This window comes from Mesorhizobium sp. M1295, from assembly GCF_040318135.1.
Taxonomy (GTDB): domain Bacteria; phylum Pseudomonadota; class Alphaproteobacteria; order Rhizobiales; family Rhizobiaceae; genus Mesorhizobium.
Window position 1 is genome coordinate 35,007 of record NZ_JAMYLU010000025.1, and the last position, 25,836, is coordinate 60,842.

27 protein-coding genes and 1 pseudogene are annotated in these 25,836 nt (G+C 59.8%); 25 read left to right on the top strand and 3 right to left on the bottom strand.

Features of this window, described 5'->3' with window-relative positions; translation table 11 throughout:
- Positions 1 to 14: 14 nt before the first annotated feature.
- The 11 genes from NKH29_RS26860 to NKH29_RS26910 all read left to right on the top strand — a co-directional run bounded on the left by NKH29_RS26860 (position 15) and on the right by NKH29_RS26910 (position 9,637).
- Positions 15 to 839 carry an ABC transporter substrate-binding protein gene (locus NKH29_RS26860; RefSeq protein ID WP_352790422.1) on the top strand — a complete coding sequence of 275 codons (825 nt, stop codon included), beginning with the start codon at positions 15 to 17 and terminating at the stop codon, positions 837 to 839.
- Positions 840 to 895: 56 nt separating this feature from the next.
- Positions 896 to 1,558, top strand: a complete 663-nt coding sequence (locus NKH29_RS26865) for an amino acid ABC transporter permease (RefSeq protein WP_352494528.1) — start codon at positions 896 to 898, stop codon at positions 1,556 to 1,558.
- Positions 1,559 to 1,560: 2 nt separating this feature from the next.
- A complete protein-coding gene (locus tag NKH29_RS26870) occupies positions 1,561 to 2,217 on the top strand; it encodes an amino acid ABC transporter permease (protein WP_023718647.1) in 657 nt (218 codons plus the stop codon).
- Positions 2,214 to 2,972 (top strand): amino acid ABC transporter ATP-binding protein, encoded by a 759-nt coding sequence (locus NKH29_RS26875; protein WP_023718646.1) that lies wholly within the window; start codon positions 2,214 to 2,216, stop codon positions 2,970 to 2,972. Before NKH29_RS26870 ends, NKH29_RS26875 begins: the two co-directional genes overlap by 4 nt.
- 36 nt (positions 2,973 to 3,008) lie before the next feature.
- Positions 3,009 to 3,770 (top strand): SDR family NAD(P)-dependent oxidoreductase, encoded by a 762-nt coding sequence (locus NKH29_RS26880; RefSeq protein WP_023718645.1) that lies wholly within the window; start codon positions 3,009 to 3,011, stop codon positions 3,768 to 3,770.
- Positions 3,771 to 3,874: 104 nt separating this feature from the next.
- A complete protein-coding gene (locus NKH29_RS26885) occupies positions 3,875 to 4,261 on the top strand; it encodes a Rid family hydrolase (protein WP_023718644.1) in 387 nt (128 codons plus the stop codon).
- 95 nt (positions 4,262 to 4,356) lie between these two features.
- Positions 4,357 to 5,106, top strand: a complete 750-nt coding sequence (locus NKH29_RS26890; protein ID WP_051409654.1) for a GntR family transcriptional regulator — start codon at positions 4,357 to 4,359, stop codon at positions 5,104 to 5,106.
- A 168-nt stretch (positions 5,107 to 5,274) separates the two neighbouring features.
- Entirely contained in the window at positions 5,275 to 6,174 is a 900-nt protein-coding gene (locus NKH29_RS26895; RefSeq protein WP_353000982.1) for a MurR/RpiR family transcriptional regulator, read from the top strand.
- Positions 6,175 to 6,441: 267 nt separating this feature from the next.
- Positions 6,442 to 7,518 carry an ABC transporter substrate-binding protein gene (locus tag NKH29_RS26900; protein ID WP_023718641.1) on the top strand — a complete coding sequence of 359 codons (1,077 nt, stop codon included), beginning with the start codon at positions 6,442 to 6,444 and terminating at the stop codon, positions 7,516 to 7,518.
- 61 nt (positions 7,519 to 7,579) lie between these two features.
- Positions 7,580 to 8,395 (top strand): ATP-binding cassette domain-containing protein, encoded by an 816-nt coding sequence (locus NKH29_RS26905; protein WP_023718640.1) that lies wholly within the window; start codon positions 7,580 to 7,582, stop codon positions 8,393 to 8,395.
- Positions 8,396 to 8,434: 39 nt separating this feature from the next.
- Positions 8,435 to 9,637, top strand: coding sequence for a sugar ABC transporter permease (locus tag NKH29_RS26910; RefSeq protein WP_023718639.1), 1,203 nt, complete (start codon positions 8,435 to 8,437; stop codon positions 9,635 to 9,637).
- A gap of 218 nt (positions 9,638 to 9,855) precedes the next feature.
- On the opposite strand, the gene NKH29_RS26915 is transcribed toward NKH29_RS26910, so the two are convergent.
- A complete protein-coding gene (locus NKH29_RS26915; protein ID WP_352494546.1) occupies positions 9,856 to 10,890 on the bottom strand; it encodes a LacI family DNA-binding transcriptional regulator in 1,035 nt (344 codons plus the stop codon).
- A gap of 172 nt (positions 10,891 to 11,062) precedes the next feature.
- Between NKH29_RS26915 and NKH29_RS26920 the strand changes: the two genes are divergently transcribed.
- The 14 genes and pseudogenes from NKH29_RS26920 (at position 11,063) to NKH29_RS26985 (ending at position 23,115) form a co-directional block, all read left to right on the top strand.
- Positions 11,063 to 12,109: a sterol desaturase family protein gene (locus tag NKH29_RS26920; RefSeq protein ID WP_353000984.1), complete on the top strand. Its 1,047-nt coding sequence runs from the start codon at positions 11,063 to 11,065 to the stop codon at positions 12,107 to 12,109.
- Between the two features lie 97 nt (positions 12,110 to 12,206).
- On the top strand, positions 12,207 to 13,172 hold the full coding sequence (locus tag NKH29_RS26925) for a sugar ABC transporter substrate-binding protein (RefSeq protein ID WP_352704786.1): 966 nt from the start codon (positions 12,207 to 12,209) through the stop codon (positions 13,170 to 13,172).
- Between the two features lie 113 nt (positions 13,173 to 13,285).
- On the top strand, positions 13,286 to 14,326 hold the full coding sequence (locus NKH29_RS26930) for an ABC transporter permease (RefSeq protein WP_353000986.1): 1,041 nt from the start codon (positions 13,286 to 13,288) through the stop codon (positions 14,324 to 14,326).
- Entirely contained in the window at positions 14,323 to 15,345 is a 1,023-nt protein-coding gene (locus tag NKH29_RS26935) for an ABC transporter permease (RefSeq protein WP_502897180.1), read from the top strand. Before NKH29_RS26930 ends, NKH29_RS26935 begins: the two co-directional genes overlap by 4 nt.
- 127 nt (positions 15,346 to 15,472) lie before the next feature.
- A complete protein-coding gene (locus NKH29_RS26940) occupies positions 15,473 to 16,318 on the top strand; it encodes an ATP-binding cassette domain-containing protein (RefSeq protein ID WP_023718633.1) in 846 nt (281 codons plus the stop codon).
- An 86-nt stretch (positions 16,319 to 16,404) separates the two neighbouring features.
- Positions 16,405 to 17,409, top strand: a complete 1,005-nt coding sequence (locus tag NKH29_RS26945; RefSeq protein WP_352855609.1) for a Gfo/Idh/MocA family oxidoreductase — start codon at positions 16,405 to 16,407, stop codon at positions 17,407 to 17,409.
- Positions 17,406 to 18,365 (top strand): sugar phosphate isomerase/epimerase family protein, encoded by a 960-nt coding sequence (locus NKH29_RS26950; RefSeq protein WP_353000989.1) that lies wholly within the window; start codon positions 17,406 to 17,408, stop codon positions 18,363 to 18,365. The genes NKH29_RS26945 and NKH29_RS26950 overlap by 4 nt, the downstream gene beginning before the upstream one ends.
- A gap of 11 nt (positions 18,366 to 18,376) precedes the next feature.
- Complete coding sequence (locus NKH29_RS26955; protein ID WP_023718630.1) at positions 18,377 to 18,685, top strand: MocE family 2Fe-2S type ferredoxin; 309 nt, start codon at positions 18,377 to 18,379, stop codon at positions 18,683 to 18,685.
- A 1-nt stretch (position 18,686) separates the two neighbouring features.
- The gene (locus NKH29_RS26960; protein WP_352790731.1) at positions 18,687 to 19,469 is read left to right on the top strand and encodes a TIM barrel protein; all 783 of its coding nucleotides are present in this window, start codon (positions 18,687 to 18,689) and stop codon (positions 19,467 to 19,469) included.
- Between the two features lie 9 nt (positions 19,470 to 19,478).
- Complete coding sequence (locus NKH29_RS26965; protein WP_352790733.1) at positions 19,479 to 20,303, top strand: 3-methyl-2-oxobutanoate hydroxymethyltransferase; 825 nt, start codon at positions 19,479 to 19,481, stop codon at positions 20,301 to 20,303.
- 127 nt (positions 20,304 to 20,430) lie between these two features.
- The gene (locus NKH29_RS26970; RefSeq protein WP_353000991.1) at positions 20,431 to 21,402 is read left to right on the top strand and encodes a Gfo/Idh/MocA family oxidoreductase; all 972 of its coding nucleotides are present in this window, start codon (positions 20,431 to 20,433) and stop codon (positions 21,400 to 21,402) included.
- A pseudogene (locus tag NKH29_RS26975) lies at positions 21,402 to 21,816 on the top strand (hypothetical protein). The gene NKH29_RS26970 and the pseudogene NKH29_RS26975 overlap by 1 nt, the downstream one beginning before the upstream one ends.
- 21 nt (positions 21,817 to 21,837) lie before the next feature.
- Positions 21,838 to 22,722, top strand: coding sequence for a formyltetrahydrofolate deformylase (gene purU / locus NKH29_RS26980; RefSeq protein ID WP_352589372.1), 885 nt, complete (start codon positions 21,838 to 21,840; stop codon positions 22,720 to 22,722).
- An 84-nt stretch (positions 22,723 to 22,806) separates the two neighbouring features.
- The gene (locus NKH29_RS26985) at positions 22,807 to 23,115 is read left to right on the top strand and encodes a MurR/RpiR family transcriptional regulator (protein ID WP_084642600.1); all 309 of its coding nucleotides are present in this window, start codon (positions 22,807 to 22,809) and stop codon (positions 23,113 to 23,115) included.
- A gap of 414 nt (positions 23,116 to 23,529) precedes the next feature.
- On the opposite strand, the gene NKH29_RS26990 is transcribed toward NKH29_RS26985, so the two are convergent.
- Positions 23,530 to 24,663: a Gfo/Idh/MocA family protein gene (locus NKH29_RS26990; RefSeq protein ID WP_023718623.1), complete on the bottom strand. Its 1,134-nt coding sequence runs from the start codon at positions 24,661 to 24,663 to the stop codon at positions 23,530 to 23,532.
- A 32-nt stretch (positions 24,664 to 24,695) separates the two neighbouring features.
- The gene (locus tag NKH29_RS26995) at positions 24,696 to 25,766 is read right to left on the bottom strand and encodes a sugar phosphate isomerase/epimerase family protein (RefSeq protein ID WP_352855607.1); all 1,071 of its coding nucleotides are present in this window, start codon (positions 25,764 to 25,766) and stop codon (positions 24,696 to 24,698) included.
- Positions 25,767 to 25,836 lie beyond the last annotated feature (70 nt).

A 25,836-nucleotide genomic window follows, 5' to 3' on the forward strand; every position in this document is an offset into this window, starting at 1 on the left:
AAAAGGGGAATGAAATGAAAATGGTTATGAGGGCTCTGCTGGCTACGGCGGTCGCCACATTCACGCTGGCTGGTCAGGCGCATGCCGACTCCGCGCTCGACACGATCATCAAGAACAAAAAGCTGCGTTGTGGCATCATGCTGGACAGTCCGCCTGCCGGCTTCCGCGACTCGAACAACGAGCCCGACGGGTATGACGTGACGTACTGCAAGGACATGGCAAAGGCGCTTGGCGCAGAGCCGGAAATCATCGAGACGCCTTCGCCGGATCGTATCCCGGCGCTGGTTTCGAACCGCATCGACGTCCTTATCGCCTCGACTACGCCGACCCCGGCACGTGCGCTGACCGTGGCGTTCACCCAGCCATACACCAACAACGTCATGGCAGTCGTGACCCGCAAGGACACCGGCATCGCCAAATACTCTGACCTGGCATCCAAGAAGCTTGGTGGTGTCGTTGGCACCACGCCTGAGCAACTCTTCAAGGATGAGCTGGGCAAGGGCTGGGAGGGTACGGGTGCGACCTACACCGGCTTTGCGAGCGATGCGGAAACCTTCCTGGCTCTGCAGCAGGGCAAGATCGACGCCATCGTGATCAATGTCGCCGTCTTCAACTCGCTATCGCAAAGTGGTCAGTTCCCAGAGTTCGTGATGGCCGGACTTGCCCCTCTCGCCGACTTCGGATCGATTGCCCTCAAACGTGACGACCAACAATTCCTGAACTGGGCGCGGGTTTTCGTGTTCACTCAGGTTTCGAACGGGCGTTGGGCCGAGGTGTACCACAAGTACTACGGCAATGGTCCGCTGCCGCCGCTGACAGCTGAAGGCATTAACTTCTAAGCATAGAGCTTATGCCGGCAGGAAAACCCTGCCGGCATGAGCATGGGATGATTGGCATGAACGGCTATCAGTTCTACTGGTCCATAGTCTGGGATTCACTGCCCCTGCTGCTGGCCGGAGCCTGGGTGACGATCCAGATCACCATTCTCGCCTTCATTATCGGCACGCTCATTGCGATGCCCATGGCTGTCGCGCGCCAGCAGGGCGAGGGATGGGCCTACCGGTTTTCGACCTGGTGGGTGGAGCTGTCGCGCAACACGCCTGCTGTCTTTCAGCTCTATCTATTTTATTTCGGGCTGGGCGCCTTCCACATCAACATCCCCAGCTACGCCGCCGTCCTCATCTCCGTTTCCTTCAACAACGCCGGATACATGACAGAAATCTTCAGGGGTGGTCTCAACGCCATCCCGCGACAGCAGCTGTCGGCTTCGCGCTCACTCGGCATGACCAGCCCGCAGAGCTTCATCCATGTGATCTTTCCACAGATGTTCAAGGTGATCTTCCTCGCCTATGTCACTCAAGGCATCTGGGGAATGCTGAACACCTCGCTTGGCATGCTGGTCGGACTGCAGGAGCTCTCGGGCGCCACGCAGTACGCGCAGTCCGCATCCTTCCGGACATTCGAGTTCTTTCTGGTCACGGCGCTGATCTATTACCTCATCGCCAAAGGGCTGCAGTTCTCGTCCCACCTGGCCTTCCGCCTCATATACAGGAGCTAGGCGTGCAGTTTCAGTTCGCAAACCAAGGCCTCGCCTGGTCGGATGCTTATTTCCTGGCTCAGGGGCTGCTCAACACCGTCAGGCTGGCCGCCGCAGCAACCCTTGTCGGCACCCTTGCCGGGATCGTCCTTGGCTGGTTGCGCACCGTGTCAATGACCGTGAGGATCGCCACGGCCCCCTTTATCGACATCCTGCGCAGCGTGCCGATGATCATCCAGCTGATACTCGCCAACAGCCTTCTATCGATCCTGGGCTTCGGCACTTCACCCTTTTGGTTCGGTACCGTCGCACTTGGTGCCTGGATGTCGGCAGTAACTGCCGAGGTGGTCCGGGCGAGCCTGCTCTCAGTCCCGGTTCAATACCGCAAGAGCGCTCGCTCGCTCGGCATGAACGGCTACCAGGAGCTCTTGTACATATCCATGCCCCTGGCATTCAGGACGGGTCTGGCTCCGTGGATCGGGCTCGTCCTCAGCCTGATCAAGGACAGCGCTCTCGCAGGCGTGGTCGGCTACATCGAATATATGCGTTCCACCCAGATACTCATCACCAGGACACATGAGACCTGGCTGCTGCTGATGGGTGCGGGGCTTTTCTATTTCCTTATCTGCTATCCTGTTTCCCGGTACAGCCGGCACCTCGAAAGAAAGGTCCGCGTATGATCCGCATCAGCAACGTCCAGAAGGCCTTCGGATCGGTGATCGTGCTCAAGGGCATCGATCTCACGGTCGAAAAGGGCGAACTCGTCTGCCTCATTGGCGCGAGCGGGTCGGGAAAATCTACGCTCCTGCAATGCATCAACGGGCTCGAACCGATCCAGGGTGGCGAGATCCTCGTAGACGGCATCAGCGTCCACGATCCGAAGACGGATATCAACAAGCTGCGCAGCAAGCTGGGCATCGTCTTCCAGCAGTACAACGCCTTCCCGCACCTCACGGCGCTGGAAAATGTCGCGCTGGCACCCCGGGTGGTCTCAAAGCGAAGCCGCGCTGTGGCGCGCGCACTTGCGCAGAAGCACCTCGAGCATGTGGGGCTGGGCGACAAGGGCGACAGCTTGCCGTCTCAGCTCTCAGGCGGCCAGCAGCAGCGTCTCGCCATCGCCCGAGCGCTTGCAATGGAGCCGAGCTACATGCTCTTCGACGAGGTCACCTCCGCCCTGGATCCCGAACTTGTCGGCGAAGTGCTTGAGACCATGCGCCTCCTGAAGAGCGAAGGCATGACGATGGTGGTTGTCACGCACGACATCAATTTCGCTCGGGAATCGGCGGACCGCGTGGCCTTTCTCTGCCAGGGCGAAGTCTGCGAAATCGGCACGGCCGAAGAGGTGATCGACAATCCCCGCAAAGAACAGACACAGAAGTTCCTGCGGCGCGAGAATCGCAAGCCCCTTGAAATCGTCAGAAGCTCAGTCGCCTAGCGAATTCCATCCAAACGCAGCATCGAAGGGTAACTCATGATCTCGTTCAATCTCACGGGAAAGGCGGCGCTTGTCACCGGGGGCGCGTCGGGCATCGGCCTCGAAACCGCGCGCATGATGGCCAAGGCAGGCGCCAAGGTCGCAATCAACTATCTACCGGCCGACCAGAGGGGCGAGGCTGCTCTCGCTGGGCTCCAAAGAGAGGGGCTCGACGTTATCGGTGCTCCAGGCGATGTCGGCGACGCCGGGCAGGCCAAGGCAATGGTGCTCGAGGCGGTGGCGAAGCTCGGCCGTCTCGATCTGCTTGTCAACAACGCGGGAATACCGGGCGTGAAGGTCCCGGTGCCGATCAACGACCTGGACAGCATAACGGAGGAGCTTTGGGCAAATCTGCTGAACGTCAACCTGATGAGCGTTTTCAGGTGCTCGAAGGCCGCGGCGCCTGCTCTCAAGGTGGCCAAAGGTTCGATCGTGAACACCGCTTCCATCGCCGGCTTCGGCGCCGTGGCCAGCACCATCGCCTATAGCGGCTCCAAGGCCGCGGTCATCAACCTGACGAAGAACCTGGCGCGTGCGCTCGCGCCCGATGTGCGGGTCAACGCGGTGGCGCCCGGCGTCGTCGAAAGTTCGTGGGCGATTGAATGGTCGGTGGAGCGTCGCCAGAGCACCCTCGCCAGCACACCTCTGAAGAAAGTCTGCACCACGGCGGATGTCGCGGAGCTTATCGTCTTCCTCGGTTTCGCCGGCGCGCTGATCACCGGTCAGACGGTGGCGATCGATGGCGGCATCTCGATCTGATCAGCACTGGAGAACGGCATGGAACTCGTGAAGCTAAAGTCCGGCAGCATCCTGGAAGAGAAGGAAGGCTATTCGCGGATCGTCGCCCTCGACACTGGATCTTCATGTCCCTGACCGCAGGACGCGACTACAAGACCCGTGTGATGCCTGAGACGGCCGTCGAGCAGGCAAGGCAAGCGATGAAGAACGTCGAAGGCGCGCTTGAGGCGGTCGGCAGCAGCCTTGCGGATGTTGTGCGGCGACGCATCTTCATTCCGCGCCAGGAAGACGTCCCGGAAGTCATGGCCTATATGGGCGAGAAGTTCCGGGACATCTCTCCGGCAAGCTGCGTCAGCTGTGGTCCGTTGGGCGGACCTGAGTATCTCTTCGAAATAGAGCTCACTGCGTATCGTGGTGCTGGCTCCCTTCCGGCGAAGAACCTGGTGGTCTCGCTCAAACGGCAAGTCAGGCGGGACAGAACGTTTTCCACTTATTCCGTAAGGATAGCTTAGTGGCAGGCTTCTCATTAGATTATCGCATTCGTATATAGTCTACATTCCGAATGCCTGTGCAGCCGATCTCCTGCGGTCGCCTTATGAGGATCCTGATGCGACACGCAAATGAAACAGGCGCCATTCTGGCTCCCATGACGCAGATGGAAAGCACGCAGTTCGCTGCGGAGCAAATCCGGAACGCGATCATTGCCGGGCACTTCAAGCCCGGCGACCGGCTCGTCGAGCAACAGCTTACCGACATGTTGAACGTCTCCCGGCATCCGGTCCGGGAAGCATTGCGCCTGCTTGCTCGCGAGGGGTTCGTCGAGATCAAGCGGAACAAGGGAGCATCTGTCAGGGCGGTGGACGCAGACAGCGTCATCGAAGTCTACAATATACGGATGGCTCTAGGAAAAATTGCCCTGGACCATCTGCTCGCGGAACCAGGTCGCCTAGCTTCGGTTGACCTCAAGCGTCTCGAAAAATTGGCTGAGAATGCCGTCAAGTTTGCTAACCTCGATAGCCAGGTCGAGACCGTTCGCAACGATCTTGAGTTCCAGCAAGCGATCATTGACGCGACGGGATTGCAGCGGACCATCCGCTACTTTTCCGAGCTGACCGCAGATGTGAGGCGCTTCAACCATCAGTTGGGCGTTGTCTATACAGACCGAAAGGGCGACGCCGAGAAGTATGTCGTCAAGCTACTCGAAAGCTTGCGCGACGGAGATCTCCGCACTGCGCATGAGATCTGGCAAGCCAAGTTCTCGAAGGCTCTCGAGCGCTACCTTTCGCTGATTGCCGACAGTGAATCAGATGGGGCGAGCCGCAACAGCGTGAAGACCGGTCGACCCTCACGTCGGTAGCAAGGGACGGCCTCGCACGAAGCATCTTCGCGCGTTGATTGTCCTCCCGATTTCGGCATCTAGGTCATGATGCGGCTCGGGCTTGATCGCCAACATGCACGCGCTTTTGCTTAAACAATGTTGCACCTGATTTCACTAGCAGAATCGACGCAGACGCGTCATTGTGCAATGAATATTGCGAAAGAGTGCAACATGAAACCGACCGCTGAAGCGCCGCGTGACTATGAAGAGCTCATCCGGCTCATCCACGACCGCTACGACGAAATGAGCAAATCCTACCAGAAGATCGCGCTCTATCTCACCCAGAATCCTAACGACGTTGCTGTCAGGTCGGTGAATGCAATTGGGGATAGCAGCGGAGTGCATGCCTCAAGCTTCGTGCGCTTTGCGCAGGCGCTCGGTTATGAAGGCTTCAAGGAACTCCAGTCTATCTTTCAGAAGCGCCTGTCGACCGCCGCGCCCGGCTTCGAGGCTCGTATCAAGGCGCTGGAAGGCGAATTGGGAGCGCGAACAGATCGTAGCGAAGTCGGATTCATGCGCGACCTCGTGGTTCGCGACATTGCCTCGCTTCAGGACATGCTGACACAGATACCACCCGAGGATCTGGCCAAGGCAGTGACCCTTCTCGAAAAGGCCGACGCGATCTACCTGATCGGGCAGTTGCGATCGACGCCTGTGGTCGAACTTCTCCGCTATATCTTGACGATGCTGGGCAAACGTTGCGTGCTGCTTGATCCCGGCGGCGGACTTGCTACGCATATGGCGCGCATGATCCGCAAGACCGATGTCTTGTTTGCCGTGTCCTTTCGCTTCTACGCCAATGAAGTGGTCAATGTCGTGGAAGAGGCCGCTCGCAGCGAAGTTCCGATAATTGCTATTTCTGACAGCACGCTGTCTCCGCTAGCCAAGAACGCCAGTGTTCTCTTCGCCGTACCGGAGCATGAATATACCTTTTCCCGTTCGCTTGCCGCCCCAATGTGCCTCGCCCAGGCGCTGACGGTTGCACTCGCGGCGCGACTGCAGAACAACGCTGTCAGTCCGCGCATACCCACCGTCACCGGGCAGTAGCGGTTCCCCGACAACAACCCGGGCGTTCCGCGTCCTTGGCATTCCGGTTGCGAACCAAGCGCGCCAGGTGCACTCGAGCCTGGATGTCGCAATAGAAATTGCGCGTTTCGCATGATGCAAAGATTTCATTGTCGCATCGTTGACACATCGTTCATTGCGGAATATTTATATCTTGCAATTTTCGTTGCAGCCTATCCTTAAACCGGTTCGGGGGTGCCCCGTGCCGTCGTGAAGGGGGGCGAACTGAGTATTCCATGGGAGGAAACTATGAAGCGACTTCTGACCGCATTTCTGACGGCAACCGCTATGGCAAGCGCCTTGGCGGCGGCACATGCTCAAGATGCCAAGAAAGTGTTCTTTTTACTGCCGAATACCACGACAATTCGCTTCACAAGCCGGGACGCGCCGTTCTTTGTCGCGGCAATGAAGGAGAAGGCGCCGAACGCTCAGGTGACCGTGCAGAATGGCGAGGGGGATCCGGCGCGGCAGCAGCGGCTGGTCGAAGACGCCATCACCCAAGGCGCCAGCGTGATCGTGCTCGCGGCGACGGACGCAAACCTCGCCGCTGGCAGTCTTAAGGCGGCAGCTGATGCGAAGGTGCCGGTGGTCCTTTATGATCACGACGCGGTCGGCGGCAAGGCCGAAGCGCACGTCGTCTTCGACTCATTGTCAGTTGGCCAAGCCCAAGGCAAGCGCGCCGCCGAGCTGATCAGCGCAATGAAGAAGTCGCCGGTCAAGGTTGCGCGCGTGAAGGGTAATGAGGGCGAATACGGTACAGGCCAGTATGAAAAGGGCCAGAACGAATTCCTTCAGCCGTTGATCGATTCCGGCAAGGTGAAGGTCGTCTGCGAGCAGTACACGCAGAACTGGGATCCGGCGCTGGCTCAATCTTTCGCCGAAGACTGCCTGACCCGCAATGGCGGTGATGTCGATGTCTTCCTCGGCATGAATGACGGTACCACCGGAGGCTCGGTTGCCGCTCTGATCAGCCAGGGGGCCAAGCCTGGCGACAAGCTGGTGACCGGCGGACAGGACGCGACCGTTGAAGCGTTGCGGTACGTCGCACAGGGATGGCAGGACAACTCCGTGCTCAAGGATCTCAAGGTTGAAGCGACCTATGCGGCGGACGTCGTGGCTTCGATCCTGGATGGCAAAGGAGTGCCAAAGGATCTGATCAACGGCAAAGTGAACAACAAGTTCATGGATGTGCCGGCTGTCTTCCTGCCGGTGAAGAACATCACCTTGGATAATCTCTCGGACGTCGTCACCGCCGGCGTCTGGACCTGGCCAGAAATCTGCAAGGGCATCGAAGACACCGAAGTCTGCAAGAAGAACAACAAATAGCGAGATCGACCGAAGGACAGCGGCGCTCGCTGTCCTTCGGTCACCTGATGGGAGGAGCCTGATGGTCAAAGCGGCAGCAACCCGCGGCGGCGCCGATGTTCGTGCGGCGCATAAATCCACGCCGCTAATTTCGATGCGCAATATCCGTAAGTCGTTCGGGTCGGTCCATGCTCTTCAGGGGGCTTCGGTGGACGTCCACGCCGGCGAGGTGGTCGCCCTGGTCGGCGACAACGGCGCCGGCAAGTCCACGCTCGTCAAGATCATGGCGGGCGTCTTCGGCTTCGACTCTGGAGAGTACACCATCGAAGGCCAACCGGCGAAAATCGGCAATCCTGCCGACGCCACTGCCCTTGGGATCCAGACCGTCTATCAGGATCTAGCGCTCTGCAACAATCTGGACGCCGTGCAGAACCTGTTTCTCGGGCGCGAGCTGACCGGTCCGACATGGTTCGGCCGACGGATCCGGCGTGCCGAGTGCGAAGTTCGTGCCCGCGAGGTGCTGACGCGCATGCGACTCGGCCAGCTGTCACTGACGCGTCCTGTCGGAGCAATGTCTGGCGGCCAGCGACAGAACATAGCCATCGCACGTTCCATTCTGTGGACGCCGAAGGTCGTCATATTCGACGAGCCGACAGCCGCACTCAGCCACTCCGCAGCCGAACAGGTCTCGGCCCTGGTCCGCACGTTGGCCGACGAAGGGCTCGGCATAGTCGTGGTTAGCCACGACATCCACAATTTCGTCGTCAACGCCACCGACCGCATAGAGGTCATGCGCCTGGGCGCGAACGTCGCGAGTTTTAAATCGAGTGAAGTGACAGGCGAGCAAGTGGTCAACGCGATGGTCGGTGGCAACGAGGCAGTCAACCTCGCTGGCTGAGCCCCGCGGGGCGAAAAGTATCAGAAGGATACGTCAAGAATGGCAAACTCGGCCGCCGCTTCCGGTGACGTCAAACGCCGCACCATCGGCGAAGTGCTCAACAGCGACATGCGTGCGCTGCCCGTCATAATCGGGCTGGTGGCGCTGTGGGTGTTCTTCGCGCTCCAGAGCAATGTCTTCCTGACACCGCAGAACCTGTCGAACCTGCTCGTCCAGAGCACGGTTGTGGGCATCATGGCGATCGGTCTGATGTTCGTGCTGCTGGTCAAGGAAATAGACTTGTCGGTCGCAGCGATCAACGGCGTGACATCGGTCCTGATGGCCAAGCTGGTTGTCGACTACGGCGTTTCGCCCTGGCTGGCGGTGACGGTCGCAATCGTAATGGGTGCTGCTATCGGCAGCTTTTCGGCGCGCTGGGTCACGTTTGTCGGCGTACCGTCCTTCGTGGTGACGCTGGGGCTCGGACTGGCTCTCAATGGCTTGCAACTCGTGCTTTTGCCTCCGACCGCCCGCTACGGTTTGATGGGAACCGGTATCGACAAGATTGCAGAGACTAAGATTTCGGGGATCACGTCATGGAGCGCGCTGGCGATTGGGCTCGTCGCGTTTGCCGCTCTGGTCCTGTCGGGCATTGCCCGCAGAAAGCGCGCCGGTCTGGAAGCTTCCCTGTTCAGCCGATTTGTGCTGCCGCTCGGCGCGGCCGCGATTTTTGGCGCCATCGTCGTGATGATCCTCAACGCACATCAGGGCATACCAGTTGTGGTTTTGATCTTTGCGATCCTGCTCGGGATAGGCGGGTATATCCTCAAGGAAACCCGGTTCGGCCTCTATCTTTATGCGGTCGGCAACAATGACGAGGCTGCGCGACGGGCCGGCGTCAAGGTTGCGCGCATCAAGATGGCGGCCTTCGCTATTGCCGGCGCTATCGCTGCGCTGGCTGGCGTACTGGGCGCGTCGCGGGCACTAGGCGTTGGCGTCTTCTCCGGTGGCGGAGTAGGGGGCGGCACGCTGCTGCTGGAATCAATTGCCGCCACCGTCATCGGCGGCGTCAGCCTGTTCGGCGGCCGCGGCTCCATTCACGCGGCCCTGTTGGGCGCGCTTGTTATCGGAACAGTCCAGAACGGGCTCAACCTGATGGGCGTCGAGAACTACGTTCGCCTCATCGTGACGGGACTGCTTCTCGTGCTGGCGGTATCGATCGACAAGCTGATCGAAAAGGCCATGGGTCAGCAGAATTTCTGATTTGCTTCAAACCCACTCTGAACGACCGAATTCGATACCTTGGCGGTCGTTCAGTTTCGAAGGTTCGATGACGCGATCTGACCCGAAGCAGACTCGCAGGTGAAGCAGGGCATAGCCGCTCCGCGCCCAAATATAGCCGTTGAGGTCCGTTTGTGCGTCACCTGAAAGCGACATCCTATCGGGTCGCAGGACGCCCGCGCCAGTAGCTGACATCTGCGTCAGATATTCTCCGGCGTGACGATTTCAAAAGGGATGGATCGCTGAAGGGTGGCAAATGGTGCTTGCGGTCCAATGACATCGATCATCGTTTGGACAAGAAGGGCCGAGGTCGATTCGAGCGGGTGGCAAAGAGCTGCAGTGATCAGGCCCTCAGACAGTCCCTTTCGAGTTTCGGGTCCAATGTCACGGCATACTACTTTGATACCCGACCGCCGCTCAGGAGACACCTCCCTCAAGGCACGAAGTACACCAGTTATTCCGCCGCCGACGATCAGAATTCCGACAAGATCGTCAGTCGATTTCAGAAGCTCAGTCACCATTCGATAGGCCTCACTGGCTTCCTCGTGGGTCGGACGGCTTTCCTCTACCGCTAGCCGTGGAGCGTGCTCGCGCAAATAGGAACGGAAACTGGCGTCTGACACATCCTGGCATTGATACCGGTGGTTGCCTATGAAAACCGCTATACGACCCGGTCCGTGAGTGGTTTGGGTAATCAGGAAGGCTGCAGTGCGCCCCAGCTTCCAGTTGTCGGTGCCTACATATGCGGCCCTTTCCGGCGCGGACTGATCCGTGATGTAGGAGACAACCGGTTTGCCCATCTCGTTCAGCGAACGGATGGCCTGGCCAATGATGGGATGATCTGCCGCGACCACCGCAACGGCGTCGCATGAATCGCCCAGCGCAATCAGACCGCTCGCGATTGTCTCCGGCGTCAGCAGATCCACGAAGTCGACTATTGGATCGATGACCTCGTCGCGACGCTCGCGACAGGCGGCAATAATCTTCTTCCCGAACAATTGGTAGAGATCACGGGTCGACTGCTGAAGCAGGAAGCCCAATCGGTAGTGTGGAGATATTTTACGAGCCCGATCATCAATGGCTCCGATTCCGTAAAACCCAATTTCCTCCGCTGCGCTTTGTACTCGTTGGACGGTCTTCGGGCGTACTGAAACGGTGCCACTTAGAATTCGATTCACGGTCGCCACCGAAACGCCTGCCGCAGTAGCGAGATCGTGGATTGTCGGTCGCCTCATGAGCTCCATCCCATCTATATCATCATGACTGATATTAAATGATACAAATGTCGCTTTGATACTATTTTCGCCTTCTAGAAATATCAAGCCTCCGATATGAATGCCACCCAATTGAGGGCCGATGTTTGGACGAGCCCAGTTGGGAATAGCTCCGCAGGGAGGCGCTGTTACGATGGATGACCTTCAGTATGGAACGCGCGATAAACGCGGTAACTGGGCTCCGCATCGCCGGGCCGAGCCGGCGCCAATCTGGCATCATCCGTTCAATGCAAAGAAGGTGGTGGCGTGGATTCCTGAATTTCTCTGGCCGTGGAACGCCTTTCATATTGCCACGTCGATTATTTGGGTGAACTTCCTTATCCCAAGCTGGCAGAGCCTCGCGACCTTCTCAGTTCTCAACTACTTCTGGCTATACGGCCTAAACGCCGCCGGCATATTCCTTTTCTATGGCTTCTTCGAGCTGCGCTATTACTTCCAGCGGAAGCAACAGAACCGCTTCAAATATAATCCAAAATTCCCTTCGGACGCGCCGTCTGACGTGTTTTGGTTTCAAAGCCAGAACATCGACAATTTCACCCGCTCGTTTTTCGTCACGATACCACTATGGACAGTGGTCGAGATCGTGATGCTGTGGGTCTATGCAAACAGCTGGGCGGTCTGGCTGCCATGGACGACGAATTGGCTTTACCTCTCGTTCCTGGTGCTTATCGCGCCGGCCGTGCATGAGGTCTATTTCTTCTTCCTTCACCGGGCGATCCATTGGCCGCCGCTCTACAAATGGGTGCATTCGGTCCACCATAACTCGATCAATCCAAGTCCCTGGTCGTCGCTGTCGATGCACCCAGTCGAAGGCTTCCTCTATCATGCTGAAGCCTGGCTGCACCTGTTGATCCTTTCTAATCCGGTCTGCGCCTACTTCACGCTGCACGGAGCGGGATTTGGAGCGGTGAACGGCCACCTCGGCTTCGAGACATTCGAAATCACCGACAAGGTTAAACTCGATAGCCATTCGTACGTGCACTACCTACACCACAAGTATTTCGAGGTGAACTACGGCGGTGATGGGCTGGTACCCCTCGATAAGCTGTTCGGCACTTGGCACGACGGCAGCAAAGAAGCCGATGAGGTCATGAAGGCCCGCTTCCGCAAGAAGAAGGAAAAAATGCGTGGCCAGCAGGAAGGCCGCAGCGATCCCACATCTGGAATGCCGGCGGAATAACGATCCAAACGCTGTTTCGACTGCGCCTGAGAGGAGTGGGCCCGGGACAGCAAGACTTTTTTGTTGAGACCCCACGGGGTAAATTGGGAGGAAGACTATGAAGCTTTTCAAGACACTCGTGTCGACAGCGGTGCTGATTGGATTCAGCGCCGGCGCGACGCTCGCTGCCAATATCTTCGTGGTTGGCGGCAAGCCGGACGATCCGTTTTGGTCGATCGTAAAGCGCGGTGCTGAAGACGCTGGCAAGGTCGTCGAGGCCCAAGGTGGCAAGGTCACCTGGCTCGGGCCGCAGAACTATGACAATCTGGGCGTGGACGCCGCCGAATTGATCCGTCAGGCCATCGATCAGAAGGCCGACGCCATCGTCGGCCCGGACTGGGTGCCGGAAGCGATGGACCCGGCGTTCAAGGCAGTGAGGGATGCTGGCATTCCCCTGATCATCTACAACGCCGGCGGGCTGAAAGCGGCCGATCGTCTTGGCGCCATGAACTATGTCGGCTCAGACGACTACAAAGGCGGTGTCGCGGCTGGCGAGTACCTCACCAAGGCCGGCAACAAGAAGGGCGTCTGCATCAACACGCTGCCCGGCGCCGCCAATATTGAGGCCTTCTGCGGCGGCTTCAAGGAGGGGATGAAGAACGGCGGTGGCGAAGCCGACGTCCTGCCATTGCCCGCTACATCCTTCGGCTCGGCAACGGCCGTCGCCCAGGCGGTCAAAGCCTATCTGCTGCAGCACCAGGACGTGAATGCCGTCTTTACCATCGGCAACGTTGACGCCAACTCGGCCATGAACGGCCTTACCCAGGCCGGCAAGGTTGGGAAAGTGCAACTCTGCGGCATGAACTTTGACGAAACCATCCTGAACAACATCAAGGATGGCAAGCAAGCCTGCGCGATCGACCAGCAAGGCTACCTGCAGGGATACCTGGCTGTAGCGATCCTGAACGGCCACGTCAATTACGGCTTGGCGGTGCCCACCCGCGAAATCCTTACGGGACCAGGCATCATCGACAAGACAAACGTCGACGCCACCATCGCCGGTGTGAAAGCAGGGACGCGATAATCCTCCCGCCTGGGCCGCCCTCACTTTACAGCGGGCGGCCCTTTTTCCCTCTCTCTGCGGCGGCCACATCGCGGCCGGCCGCGTGATCGCGGATTACCCTAATGGCACATCCCGTGACGTCCACATTAACCCCGGCGCCTCACCGCACGCGGTCCGGACTAGCCCTCGGCCGGCTGGCGCGTCGACCAGAGGCGGGCTCGTTCCTCGGGCTGGTCGCAGTTCTGCTTTTCTTTGGCCTGTTCGGCGGAAGTGCCTTCACGTCGGCAGCCGGCACGGCCAGCTGGTTGAACATCGCGTCTGAGATCGGGATCATCGCGCTGCCGATAGGGTTGCTGATGATCGCCGGGGAACTCGACATCTCGGTCGGTGCCGTGATCCCCGCGGCGTCTCTCACCGCTGCCATCGTCTCGGGTCACTATGGGTTGCCCGACTGGCTTGGCATAACGGCCGCGCTTGGTCTCGGCCTCGCTGTCGGCTTTCTCAACGGGCTGTTCGTGACGAGAACCACCATCCCGTCGCTCACAATCACCATTGGCACCATGTTCCTCACGATGGGTCTGACGCTAGGTCTCACCGTCAAGATCGCCGGCAGCACCGGCGTCTCGCTCGTGCCGGACCCGCTCACCAAGGTAATCTTCGGCGACTATCTCGGCGGCATGTTTCAAGTCACGATCCTATGGTGGGTGGTGTTCGTGATTGGCTTGTTCTGGCTATTGCACATCTCCCCGATAGGCAACTGGATCTATGCACTCGGCGGTGACAAGGAGAGCGCGCGTAATGTCGGCATTCCGACCAAACGGCTGACCATTGGTCTGTTCATGCTGTCCGGCTTCAGCGCCGCTTTCGTTGGGGTCAGCGAGGTGATGGTTTACCAGAGTGCGCAGGTTCTGGCCGGTCAGTCCTTCATCTTCAATTCCATCATGTGTGTGGTCATTGGGGGCGTTCTGCTCACGGGCGGCTTCGGCTCGATCGTTGGCATCGTGTTTGGCACGATTACCTTCTCGATCGTGAACCAGGGCATCTACTTCACGAGCATGGATCCCAACATCGGTAGCGTCATAATTGGCGCGCTTCTTTTGATCGCGGTGCTGACCAACGACACCTTCCGGCAGCTGGCGCTCAGCTATTCGTCGAAGAAGGGGCCGCAGTCATGATGGACGCAATCAAATCGGTGCTGCGCCGTCCCGAAGCCGGCTCGATCCTCAGTCTTATCGGCGTCGTGCTGTTCTTCGTTCTGTTCGGCGGCGCCAGTTTGGGCACGCTCGTTGGTGCAGCGAGTTGGGTCAATTTCGCGGCCAATCTGGGCATTGTCGCCATTCCAGTCGGGCTGCTGATGATCTCAGGCGAACTCGACATCTCCATCGGCGCTTTGATCCCCGCGGGTTCCATGACAACCGCCATACTCACCGGCTATTACGGACTGCCCATTGGGGTGGGAATTGCTGGGGCGCTGACAGTCGGCGTGGCGGTCGGCCTGGTCAACGGCCTGCTCACGATCCGAACCTCGGTGCCTTCGCTGATCATCACGCTGGCCACGCTGGTCGCCATGCAGGGGGTGGTGCTAAGTGCCTCCGTGCTTCTGACCGGGACTGCCAGCGTTGCCCTGACCGCGCCGGGCTGGGCCAAATTCCTGTTCGGCCAGTTGATCGGTGGCAGTCACCAGGTCATCATCATCTGGTGGATCGCATTCGCCGTGATCATCGGCTTCGTTCTGCACAAGACCCGTTACGGCAACTGGCTGTTTGCAATGGGCGGCGATCGTGTCAGCGCCCGCAACGCCGGAATTCCGACAGACCGCATGACCATTGCGCTGTTTGTGTTGTCCGCAGTCAGCGCCACCTTTGTTGGCATCTGCCAGGCGATCCTGTTCAATTCCGCCCAAGTCTCCGGCGGCATGAACTTCATCTTCAACGCCATCGTGTCCGTGGTGGTGGGCGGCGTATTGCTGACCGGCGGTTTCGGGTCGGTTGTTGGTATCTTCGTCGGCACCATCACCTTCGCCATAGTCAGCCAGGGCATCTACTTCACCCAGATCGACCGAAACTGGTCGAACCTGATCATCGGTGTGATGCTCTTGGTGGCCGTGCTGATGAACCAGTCGTTCCGCGATTTGGCTTTGTACTTCAGACCGCGGGGTAAGCGAAGCCTGCCGCGGGAGCCAGCAAACCCATGAGAAACGAGTTGTTACAGCAGCCGGGCCCTGAACTCGCTTCCGTCAACGAGCATCGAGCTTCGATGAATACCCTGGCCGATCAACCGCATCAGCCAAGCCGGTTCGCAGATGAAGAGGTGCGCACGCCATGAACGACAAACCTGCCATTCTCGAGCTGAAAAGCGTCAACAAATCCTTCGGGCCGATCGATGTCCTGCACGATATTTCGCTGAGGGTGCGCGCCGGCGAAGTGCTTTGCCTTCTCGGCGACAATGGCGCCGGCAAGTCCACCCTCATCAAAACCCTGGCCGGGGTCCACAAACCAACCAGCGGCCAGATACTGATGGATGGTCAGCCGGTGACCTTTACTGGGCCGAGTGATGCGCAGGGACGGGGCATCGCCACGGTGCACCAGTTCGGCGGCACGTTTCCGCTGATGAGCATCGGGCGGTCCTTTTTCGTCGGCGTCGAGCCGACCAAAGGTTGGGGACCGTTCAAGATCTACGACCGCAAGCGCGCCAACGAGATCGCGGTGAAAGCGGTCCGGGATTTCGGAATTACCCGCATTGATGACGGTGACCGCCTAGTCGGCGGCCTGTCGGGCGGAGAGCGCCAGTCGCTTGCCATTGCCCGCGCTGTGTATTTTGGAGCGCGCGTGCTGATCCTGGATGAGCCGACCGCGGCGCTCGGCGTCAAGCAGGCCTCCCACGTGCTGCGTATCGTCAATGAGTCCAAGAAGCGTGGCTTGGCGGTGGTCTTCATCACCCATCAGGTCATGCACGCCATGACTGTCGGCGACCATTTCGCGGTGCTGATCCGCGGCGCCATCGCCGATGATTTCCGCAAGGGCCAAAGGTCCCGCGAGGAGATCACGGATCTGATGGCTGGCGGCGAGACCATGGCCGGCCTGGAAGCCCAGGTCGAAGGTTACATGGCCGAGCATGAAGGCCATCCGCCGTCCTTCCAGGTGCTGGAGGGATCAGCCGCTCCGTAGACCCTTCCCTGGAGCCCCGGCAAGTCGGCTGCGCATCACGGCGCGCCGCTGCCCCGTAAATTAGAAACGCAAAGAATAGGACTAAGATGACAATCCGCATTGCGGTGATCGGCGCCGGCCTGATGGGCGCAGATCATGCCAAGATAGTCGCCGAGGAGCTTCCAGGCGCAAAGCTCCAATTGATCTGCGACATGGATCAGCAGCGCGCTCGCCTCGTCGCCGATGCATGTGGTGCCGTCGACATTGCCACCGACCCCAACGGCGCCATCGCGCGGCACGACGTGGACGCCGTGATCATTGCGAGCCCCGATTTCACGCATGCACCTCTCTCGATGGCCTGTATTGCCATGGGCAAGCGCGTTCTGTGCGAAAAGCCCCTTTCACAATCGTCCGCTGACTGCATCGCCGTGATGGAAACCGAACAGAAGGCAGGGGCGAAATTCGTCCAGCTCGGCTTCATGCGGCGTTACGACCGCTCCTATCAGGAAATGAAGCAAACGCTCGATAATGGTCATCTCGGCCGGGCGCTGATGATGCACAATTTTCACCGCAATGTTGAGACACCTGCGGCCGATTTTACCGGCGCTATGGCCATCACGAATTCGGCACCGCACGAATTCGACGTCGTGCGTTACGTGCTCGGGACAGAATATGCCTCTATTTCCGCGTTCCAGCCGCGCCGCTCGGACGCGCGTGTCGCACCTGTCGTCATGGTGTTGGAAACGGTGGACGGGCAGCTCGTCAATATCGAGATCAACAACAACGCCGCCTACGGCTATGACGTCCGCGCCGAACTGATCGGCGAGCGCGGAGCGGTGGCGACGAACAACATTGCCTACACCCGCAGGGAGTCGGCGCTTGCCCAAAGCACAAGCTACGACGCCGACTGGCGGACCAGGTACTATGATGCCTATCGCCGCCAGAACCGCGACTTCCTTCGCTTTGTCATGACCGGTGAGTTCCCCACGACCGCCTCGGATTGCTGGGACGGCTATTGCGCCGCAATCGTTGCCGAGGCTGGCGTGAGTGCGTTGAAGGAAGCCCGTCGTACGCCTGTGCAGATGATTGCAAAGCCGGAGTTCTACGCGTGAAGCTGGGTTTCGTTTCAGACAGTCTCGGCAATCTGCCGTTCGACGCGGTGCTTAATCATGCCCAGCGCATGGGGGTATCCGGCATCGAAGTAAACGCCTGCGGCTGGTCGACCGCCCCGCATTTCCGGCTTTCGTCCATGCTGGGTAACAGGGAAGCGCAGAAGCGGTTTGCTGCAGCCTTCGAGGAACGCGGCCTGGAGATCATCAGCCTCAACGCAAACGGCAATCCGCTGCACCCGACCGATCCGGCCCAAGGCCAAGGATTGAAAGACACGATCCGCGTCGCCGGAGAGATGGGCATTCGCACCGTCTGCACCATGAGCGGTCTGCCGGCTGGCAGCGCTGGCGACCGCATGCCGAACTGGGTCGTCTCGTCTTGGCCGACGGAAACGCAGACCATCCTTAGATATCAATGGGAAGATAAGCTGATACCCTTCTGGACCGAGATCGCGGCGCTGGCGAAGGAAAACGGTGTCGATCGCATCGCGCTCGAACTCCACGGCAATCAGTGCGTATACAACGTGCCCTCGCTCCTGAAACTGCGGGAAGCGGTCGGACCTGTCCTAGGCGCCAATCTCGACCCCTCGCACCTGTTCTGGATGGGCGCTGATCCTCTCGCTGCCGCCGACGCGCTAGGCGAGGCCGTCTATCACGTTCACGCCAAGGATACGATGCTCAACCGGCCGGTTCAGGCAACGACCTCGCTGCTTGAGAATGGGAGCCTGATGAACATTCCGGCACGGTCCTGGAGCTACATTACACTTGGGTTCGGGCACGGCGAGGAGTGGTGGCGGCAGTTCTGCTACCGACTCAAGATGGCTGGCTATGACGGCTGGCTTTCCATCGAGCACGAAGACGTCCTTCTCAATTCGCTGGAGGGACTCGAGAAGTCCGTCGCGCTGCTCCAGGGCGTGATGCCGTCCGCTCCCGCAGACTTCAAACCGCAAGATATCTGAGGAGAGAATCAATGCCCTGGGTTGACGCTTGTGCCGCTGATGAAATCGAAGCCGAGGAAGCTAAACGCTTCGAGAATGGCGACCGTACCTTCGCAATCTTCCGCAACGACGCGGACGAATTCTATTGTACAGACGGGCTTTGCACGCATGAGAAGATCCACCTTGCCGACGGTCTTGTCATGGGGAATACGGTGGAGTGCCCCAAGCATGCTTCCGTTTTCGACTTCACGACCGGCGAAGTAGAGACGCCACCGGCGTGCGAGAACCTCAAGACTTACAAGACAAAGGTCGAGGACGGCCGCGTGTATATCGAGGTCTGACATGTCCGATACCTTTACGCTTGCGGCATGCGCCGAGATGCTCTGGCGCGACCAGCCGATGGAATGGCGCGTCAAGCGCCTCACCGAAATAGGCTTCCAGGTCGGCCTCTGGAACTGGCCCGATCACGACCTCGCAATGCTGGAGAAATCCGGCGCGATCTTCTCGATCATGAACGGCTATCTGCGCGGCAGGCTTGCCGACGACGAGGGTGCCGCCGAACTGTTGAAGACAGCAAAGGAGACGGCGGCGGTTGGCAAGCGCCTCGGCGTCGCGCGGCTCAATTTGCACGGCACCGGGCTCGGCGATGGCGGCATGCCGGTCACGCCTTGCGAAACGATAGCCGGCGCGATGTGGCTGAAGGGGCGCGAGACGCTGAACCGTATCGCGGATCTAGCCGAGGCCGAGGGAGTGACCTTCACGCTGGAGAATCTGAACCTTCCGGTCGACCATCCCGGCGTGCCGTTTGGGCGCGCCGAAGACACACTTGCGCTGGTGTCGAGCGTCAACCGACCGGGCCTGCGCCTCAATCTCGATCTCTACCATGCGCAGATCGGCGAAGGGAATCTGATCGCGCTCTGTCGCGCCTGTCTGCCTTGGATCGGCGAGGTCCAGGTGGCCGACGTTCCCGGACGCATGGAGCCCGGCACCGGCGAGATCAATTACCGGGGCATCGCCCGCGCGCTTAAAGACATGGGCTACCGCGGGCCGGTTGGGATGGAGGCGTTTGCCTCCGGTGATCCCGAGGCGGCGCTACTAGCCTTCCGCGAAGCTTTCACCGTCTGAGGAACAAGAATGGTCACCAAGAACACCCGGCCCACCGTCGCAGACATTCGCGCCATGAAGGCGCGCGGCGAGAAGATCTCGATGCTTTATGTCACCACGGAAGAAGAGGCCGCGGCCGCGAACGCGGCGGGGATCCAGATGCTGTCGATCGAGGGGCGCTTTTTCAGTCCTCAAATGCGTGAGGCGGCTGGGCGCTGCTTCGTCCAGGTCGGTCTGCCGTATGGTGGCTGGGGAACCTTTGAGGGCCGACCTCTCGCAACTGCCGAGGACTATCTGCGAGCAGCTTTCCACTTCGCAGCGATGGGAGGTGACTGCTTCTATTGCGCTGCCTCCTATGACATCCAGAAGACATTATGCGATAATCACGTGCCAGTCGTCGCACATGTCGGCCTCATTCCTTCCTACATCACCTGGACAGGCTTTCGGGCGGTGGGCAAGACCGGGCAGGAAGCCCTGAAAGTCTGGCAGCAGGTGAAGCAGCTTGAGGCCATCGGCTGCTTCGGCGCCGAGCTTGAAGTTGTCCCTGACAAAGTCGGTGCATTCATCTCGAAGAACACTTCGATGATCATGCTCGGCATGGGGGCCGGGCCGGGAGCCGATGCGCAATATCTGTTCGCCGAGGACGTGCTTGGCCATACCGATGGCCATAAGCCGCGCCATGCCAAGACCTATCGCAATTTCGCGGCCGAGTATGCGCGGCTCCAACAGGAGCGGATTGCGGCGTTCAAGGAATTCGTCGCCGACGTCGGTTCGGGAGCCTACCCGCAGCCGCAGCACAATGTTGCGATCGCGGAGGCGGAATACCGCCAATTCCTGGAGCAGGCGAAAGCCTAAACCAGATCCAGAGACATCCTTCAAATGGGGAGGGACGGGCTCGTCCCCCATCAGCGGGCAAGCGCGTTCAAAACTTTCTCGCTGATCTAAAGATCAACCAGACACACAGCAAAGCTAGAGGACAACTATGCTCAAAGTCGGCCTTCTCGGTGCCGGACGTATCGCCGGCGTTCACGCGACGGCTATCTCGTCGCATCCCGACAGCACGCTCGTCGCGGTGTCGGACATCAATGCCGCAGCCGCGGAAAAGCTCGCTTCCCAGTATGATGCCGAGGCTCGGACCACTGACGCCATACTCAACGATGTCTCGATCGACGCGGTGCTAATCGCAACTTCGACCGATACTCACTCCGACCTGATCGAGCGGGCGACTGTCGCCGGCAAGGCCGTGCTTTGCGAGAAGCCTGTGGATCTGAGCCTTGCCCGCGCACACGCTTGCCAGAAAGTTGCCGCCGGAACTGGCCGCCCGGTGAGGATAGGATTCAACCGCCGCTTCGATCCGAACTTTGCATCTCTGAAGGCGGCCGCTGACAGAGGTGAGATCGGCAAGTCCGAACTCCTGTCGATTACGTCCTTCGACCCGGCGCCGCCTCCGGTTGCCTACATCAAGGTATCTGGTGGCCTGTTCCGGGACATGATGATCCACGATTTCGACATGGCGAATTTCATCATGGGAACTGCTCCCGTAGCGGTCACGTCGGTGGCATCCTCTATCGTCGATCCGGAGATCGGGGCAGCCGGAGACGTCGAGACGGCTGTCGTCACGTTGACCTACGCGGACGGCCGGATCGCGGTCATCAAAAACTCCCGCCGCGCTGTCTACGGCTATGATCAGCGCGTGGAACTTCTGGGGTCCGAAGGGCTACTGCAGGCGCAGAACATGCTGGAAAACACGGTGGTGAAGTCCACCACCTCTGGCGTGACGGGGGCCAAGCCGACCTACTTCTTCAACTCCCGTTGCCGCCGCAGATCGATGCAAGCGCCGTGCTCAATGCCATTGTGCCGAGCAAGGACGTTGATGGATTTCATATCCAAAATGCCGGCAGCTTGGCGACCGGCCAGGAGGCGCTGGTGCCGTGCACACCACTTGGTTGCCTGATGCTCCTGAAGGAAAGGCTCGGCGACCTGTCCGGACTGCATGCCATCATCATCGGCCGCAGCAACATCGTCGGCAAGCCGATGGCCCAGTTGCTGCTGTCCGAAAACTGCACCGTCACCATCGCGCACTCGCATACCCGCGATCTGGCGCCGGTCAGCCGACATCCTGGTGGCAGCAGTGGGAAGGGCAGAGATGATCCGAGGCGATTGGATCAAGCCAGGTGCGGTCGTGATCGATGTCGGCATCAACCGCGTGACGCGAGACGGCAAGCCGCAGCTCGTGGGCGATGTCGCATTCGCAGAGGCGGCCCACGCCGGCGCCATAACGCCGGTCCCTGGCGGCGTCGGCCCCATGACGATCGCCTGCCTGCTTTCCAATACGCTGACGGCGTTCCGCCGCAGCCTTCAGGCGTAAGTCCGCCTAGGAAGAGAGCCAATGTTGAACTTTGCACTTCGCGTCAAATGCCGCTCGACCAGGGGGATTGTCGCGGCGATCTCGACGTTCCTCGCCGACCAAACCTGCAACATTACTGACAGCGCGCAGTTCGACGACGCCGACACCGGCAACTTCTTCATGCGGGTGAGCTTCCGCTCCGAAGGCGGATGGGGGCTGGAAGAACTCCGTTCGGGCTTCAAAGCAATCGCCTCGCAGTTCGGCATGGAGTGGGAATTCTTCGACGAGAGCGTCAAGCGCAGGGTCATCATAATGGTCTCGCGGTTTGGCCATTGCCTCAACGACCTTCTGTATCGCTGGCGTATCGGAGCGCTTCCGATTGACATCGTCGGAGTGATCTCCAATCACATGGACTACCAGAAGGTCGTCGTGAACCACGACATCCCGTTTCACCTCATCAAGGTAACGAAAGAGAACAAGGCCGAGGCAGAGGCACATCAGATGCGCGTGGTCGAGGACGCGGGCGCCGAGTTGGTCGTCCTGGCGCGGTACATGCAGGTTCTCTCGGACGAGATGTGCCAGAAAATGTCTGGCCGGATCATCAACATCCACCATTCCTTCCTGCCCTCGTTCAAAGGCGCCAATCCGTACAAACAGGCCCACGACCGAGGTGTGAAGCTGATCGGGGCTACGTCGCATTACGTGACGGCTGACCTGGACGAAGGACCCATCATCGAGCAGGACACGATCCGCGTGACGCATGCGCAGTCCAGCGAGGACTATGTCAGCCTCGGCCGCGACGTCGAGGCACAGGTGCTCGCCCGGGCAATCCACGCCCATATCCATCGTCGGGTTTTCCTCAACGGGAACAAGACCGTCGTATTCCCCGCGTCGCCTGGATCGTTTGCTTCAGAGCGATTGGGCTGACGTGGCTCGTGAACGCCTTGCCGTCATGGGCTGGATTTCAGGGCTAGCTGGCTACCGATTCTTCGAAGGTCTGGAGGGTTTCGGATGAAATCGCCTGTACTTGCACACAGACCCAAATGTCTTGATGAGATCAAAACTGCGATCGCGAAGCGCGAGCTTCGATTGACCCCCGCTCTCGAGAAGGTAGCTCGGCAAGCACTTGAAAAGCCGGAGATCATTGCATTTGAAAGCGCGGCTGCGATTGCCCGCCGCTGTGGCGTGGGCACTACTGCGCCGACAAGGCTTGCCCGCTGTTTTGGATTCTCCGCTTTTCGCGAGATGAAGAAGTTCTTTCAGGATAGTATGCGCGTTCGGGGCGGGCGTCCTTTGCCGCCAAGCCACGAACGTGGTTGACCAGCCTGAAAATCTTCGACACGCGTGCAGAGCTAGCGTTGGTCGTCAGATTGCTATGCCGACTAATCAAATCGCATTGAGTAGCGCCGGCGGCATGATCGCGTTCCGTTTACGCCGCAGACCGGCTGGAACTCAATGCTAGAAAAGGTCAGGTGGTGACGACGTCCACCCCACCTACGGTCCGCTCTCTAAGGTCAGTAGCACGAGAGCTGCCATTCCGCGTCCAGCCCCAATGAAGTCATTCCGGAACATGCCTCCGAACGGCCGCCATTGGCGCTAACTTCTCGTTCCGGCAGCGGGCAACTCCCCTTCCATCCTGACCACTTGGGTAGCCAGCTACTTGAGTTTTGACCCAGACTCCCCGGAAGGATTGAGGGCCCGCCGACCTTGCGTCGGCGCACCCCCGATGGCCTGTCAGACGGCGTGAGGTTTCAGCCATGGCTGCCCTTCGGCTTCGGCGCTATCGACGACTGCATCGACGAATGCCACACCCTTCAGCCCGTCATAAGCGGTCGGCACGTTCAACCCTATTGCCGCTGCCTTGCGCCCCTCGCGACGGGCGTGGATGGCTTCGGCAAAGCCGCGATAGAGATTGGCGAAGGCCTCCAGATAGCCCTCGGGATGGCCAGGCGGTGTGCGGGTTCGCACCTTCGCTGCCTCACTCAGATCGTCAGCACCCCGCTTGATGGTCTCGGTGCGACCGAACAGCGGTGAGAAAATCAGCTCGTTCGGTTGCTCCTGGAACCAGGTTAACCCGCCCTTTTCGCCGAAGACACGCAGCCGGATCCCGTTCGAGCAGCCGAGTGCGACCTGTGACGACCAAAGCAGCCCTCGCGCGCCCCCTTCGTAGCGCAGCAGCACATGGGCGTTGTCGTCAAGCACGCGTCCCTCGACGAAGGAAGCGAGGTCTGCTGTCAGGGACTCCAGCTTCAGCCCGGTCACGAAGCCAGCCAGATGATAGGCGTGCGTGCCGATGTCGCCGATCGAGCCGCCACGCCCCGATCGCTTCGGGTCGGTGCGCCAGGCGGCCTGGACATTGCCGGCGGTCTCGATGGCCGTCGCCATCCATTCCAGGGGATACTCCACCTGCACGATGCGGATCGCGCCAAGCTTGCCTGCTGCCACGATCTCGCGCGCCTCATGCACCATCGGATACCCCGAATAGGTATAGGTCACGCCCATGAAGCGTCCGGTCTCGCGCACCAGCTGCTCGAGCGCGATCGCGTCTTCGAGTGTGTTAGTCAGCGGCTTTTCGCAGATCACCTCGTAGCCGGCCTCGAGAAAAGCCTTGGCGATCGGAAAATGGGTGTGGTTTGGCGTGCAGATCGCCACCACGTCGATGCGATCCTCGCGATCGTTTTCCGCGGCGATCATGGCCTTGAAGTCGTCATAGGATCGGGCGGGATCGATACCTTGCGTTGCCGCGAAGCGGTGGCCGCGCGCTGCATCCGCGTCGAACGCGCCGGCTACAAGCTGGAAGGCGCCATCGAACCGGGCGGAGATGCGATGGATGTTGCCGATATAGGCGCCTTCGCCGCCGCCGACCATGCCGAGCCGAAGCGGTCGCTGAAAATCAGCAGTCACGAGCGTGCCCCCCTGTCGATACCTAAAATGGCATCGTTGATCGTGCGGTTCGCACTGGCCTTGACGAAGTCGTCGAAGGCGCGTTCGGAAACGCGGATGATGTGATCGGCGATGAAGCGGGCTCCCTCAGCCGCGCCGTCCTCTGAATTCTTGAGGCAGCATTCCCACTCGAGCACCGCCCAGCCGTCGAAGTCGTAGCCGGAGAGTTTCGAGAAAATCGCCTTGAAGTCGATCTGTCCGTCGCCTGGGGAGCGGAAGCGGCCGGCGCGCCGGATCCAGGGCTGGAAGCCGCCATAGGCGCCGGTCTTACCGTCCGGCCGGAACTCGGCATCCTTGACGTGGAACATTTTGATGCGCTCGTGATAGTGGTCGATGTAGGCGAGATAATCGATCGCCTGCAGCACGAGATGGCTGGGGTCGTACATGATGTTGCAGCGCGGATGGTTGCCGACGCGCTCCAGGAACATCTCGAAGGTCAGCCCGTCATGCAGGTCTTCGGCAGGATGGATTTCGTAGCACAGGTCCACGCCACTCTCGTCGAAGGCATCAAGGATTGGCCGCCAGCGCCGAGCCTGCTCATCGAAACCGTCGTCGATCAGCCCATCCGTCCATTGCGGATAGGGATAGAGGAACGGCCACAGCAGCGAACCTGAGAAGGTGACATGGCGGTCTATGCCGAAACGCCTCGACGCCTTGGCGGCGAGATGAAGCTGCTCGACTGCCCACGCCTGCCGTGCGGCCGGATTGCCCCGCACCTCGGGTGCGGCGAAGGAATCCGCCGGATGATCGTAGGCGGGATGCAGGGCCACAAGCTGACCTTGCAGATGCGACGCCAGTTCGGTGACAACCAGGCCGTGTTCGGCGAGCTTGCCGGCATAGTCATCGCAATAGGTCTGGCTTTCAGCCGCTTGCTTCAAATCAATGACGCGCTTGTCCCAGGTCGGTATCTGCACGCCCTTGAAGCCCTTGGCCGAGGCCCAGCCGGCCAATCCCTCGATGCTGTTGAACGGTGCTTCGTCGCCCGCGAATTGAGCCAGAAACACAGCTGGCCCCTTAATGGTCCGCATCTTGCTCTCCTTCTGGCGGCAGGGCCGCCGGTTCATCCGTTATCGGAGCCGCCCAGAAGAGTGATGTGGG

What these genes read in the sequence shown, in the direction of transcription:
- NKH29_RS26875 (WP_023718646.1), top strand. Translation starts at nt 2,214, where the DNA reads ATGATCCGCATCAGCAACGTCCAGAAGGCCTTCGGATCGGTGATCGTG.
- NKH29_RS26915 (WP_352494546.1), bottom strand. Translation starts at nt 10,890, where the DNA reads ATGAGGCGACCGACAATCCACGATCTCGCTACTGCGGCAGGCGTTTCG.
- NKH29_RS26900 (WP_023718641.1), top strand. Translation starts at nt 6,442, where the DNA reads ATGAAGCGACTTCTGACCGCATTTCTGACGGCAACCGCTATGGCAAGC.
- NKH29_RS26935 (WP_502897180.1), top strand. Translation starts at nt 14,323, where the DNA reads ATGATGGACGCAATCAAATCGGTGCTGCGCCGTCCCGAAGCCGGCTCG.
- NKH29_RS26945 (WP_352855609.1), top strand. Translation starts at nt 16,405, where the DNA reads ATGACAATCCGCATTGCGGTGATCGGCGCCGGCCTGATGGGCGCAGAT.
- NKH29_RS26965 (WP_352790733.1), top strand. Translation starts at nt 19,479, where the DNA reads ATGGTCACCAAGAACACCCGGCCCACCGTCGCAGACATTCGCGCCATG.
- NKH29_RS26865 (WP_352494528.1), top strand. Translation starts at nt 896, where the DNA reads ATGAACGGCTATCAGTTCTACTGGTCCATAGTCTGGGATTCACTGCCC.
- NKH29_RS26910 (WP_023718639.1), top strand. Translation starts at nt 8,435, where the DNA reads ATGGCAAACTCGGCCGCCGCTTCCGGTGACGTCAAACGCCGCACCATC.
- NKH29_RS26970 (WP_353000991.1), top strand. Translation starts at nt 20,431, where the DNA reads ATGCTCAAAGTCGGCCTTCTCGGTGCCGGACGTATCGCCGGCGTTCAC.
- NKH29_RS26895 (WP_353000982.1), top strand. Translation starts at nt 5,275, where the DNA reads ATGAATATTGCGAAAGAGTGCAACATGAAACCGACCGCTGAAGCGCCG.
- NKH29_RS26905 (WP_023718640.1), top strand. Translation starts at nt 7,580, where the DNA reads ATGGTCAAAGCGGCAGCAACCCGCGGCGGCGCCGATGTTCGTGCGGCG.
- purU (WP_352589372.1), top strand. Translation starts at nt 21,838, where the DNA reads ATGTTGAACTTTGCACTTCGCGTCAAATGCCGCTCGACCAGGGGGATT.
- NKH29_RS26880 (WP_023718645.1), top strand. Translation starts at nt 3,009, where the DNA reads ATGATCTCGTTCAATCTCACGGGAAAGGCGGCGCTTGTCACCGGGGGC.
- NKH29_RS26885 (WP_023718644.1), top strand. Translation starts at nt 3,875, where the DNA reads ATGTCCCTGACCGCAGGACGCGACTACAAGACCCGTGTGATGCCTGAG.
- NKH29_RS26860 (WP_352790422.1), top strand. Translation starts at nt 15, where the DNA reads ATGAAAATGGTTATGAGGGCTCTGCTGGCTACGGCGGTCGCCACATTC.
- NKH29_RS26955 (WP_023718630.1), top strand. Translation starts at nt 18,377, where the DNA reads ATGCCCTGGGTTGACGCTTGTGCCGCTGATGAAATCGAAGCCGAGGAA.
- NKH29_RS26920 (WP_353000984.1), top strand. Translation starts at nt 11,063, where the DNA reads ATGGATGACCTTCAGTATGGAACGCGCGATAAACGCGGTAACTGGGCT.
- NKH29_RS26990 (WP_023718623.1), bottom strand. Translation starts at nt 24,663, where the DNA reads ATGGTCGGCGGCGGCGAAGGCGCCTATATCGGCAACATCCATCGCATC.
- NKH29_RS26890 (WP_051409654.1), top strand. Translation starts at nt 4,357, where the DNA reads ATGCGACACGCAAATGAAACAGGCGCCATTCTGGCTCCCATGACGCAG.
- NKH29_RS26940 (WP_023718633.1), top strand. Translation starts at nt 15,473, where the DNA reads ATGAACGACAAACCTGCCATTCTCGAGCTGAAAAGCGTCAACAAATCC.
- NKH29_RS26995 (WP_352855607.1), bottom strand. Translation starts at nt 25,766, where the DNA reads ATGCGGACCATTAAGGGGCCAGCTGTGTTTCTGGCTCAATTCGCGGGC.
- NKH29_RS26960 (WP_352790731.1), top strand. Translation starts at nt 18,687, where the DNA reads ATGTCCGATACCTTTACGCTTGCGGCATGCGCCGAGATGCTCTGGCGC.
- NKH29_RS26925 (WP_352704786.1), top strand. Translation starts at nt 12,207, where the DNA reads ATGAAGCTTTTCAAGACACTCGTGTCGACAGCGGTGCTGATTGGATTC.
- NKH29_RS26985 (WP_084642600.1), top strand. Translation starts at nt 22,807, where the DNA reads ATGAAATCGCCTGTACTTGCACACAGACCCAAATGTCTTGATGAGATC.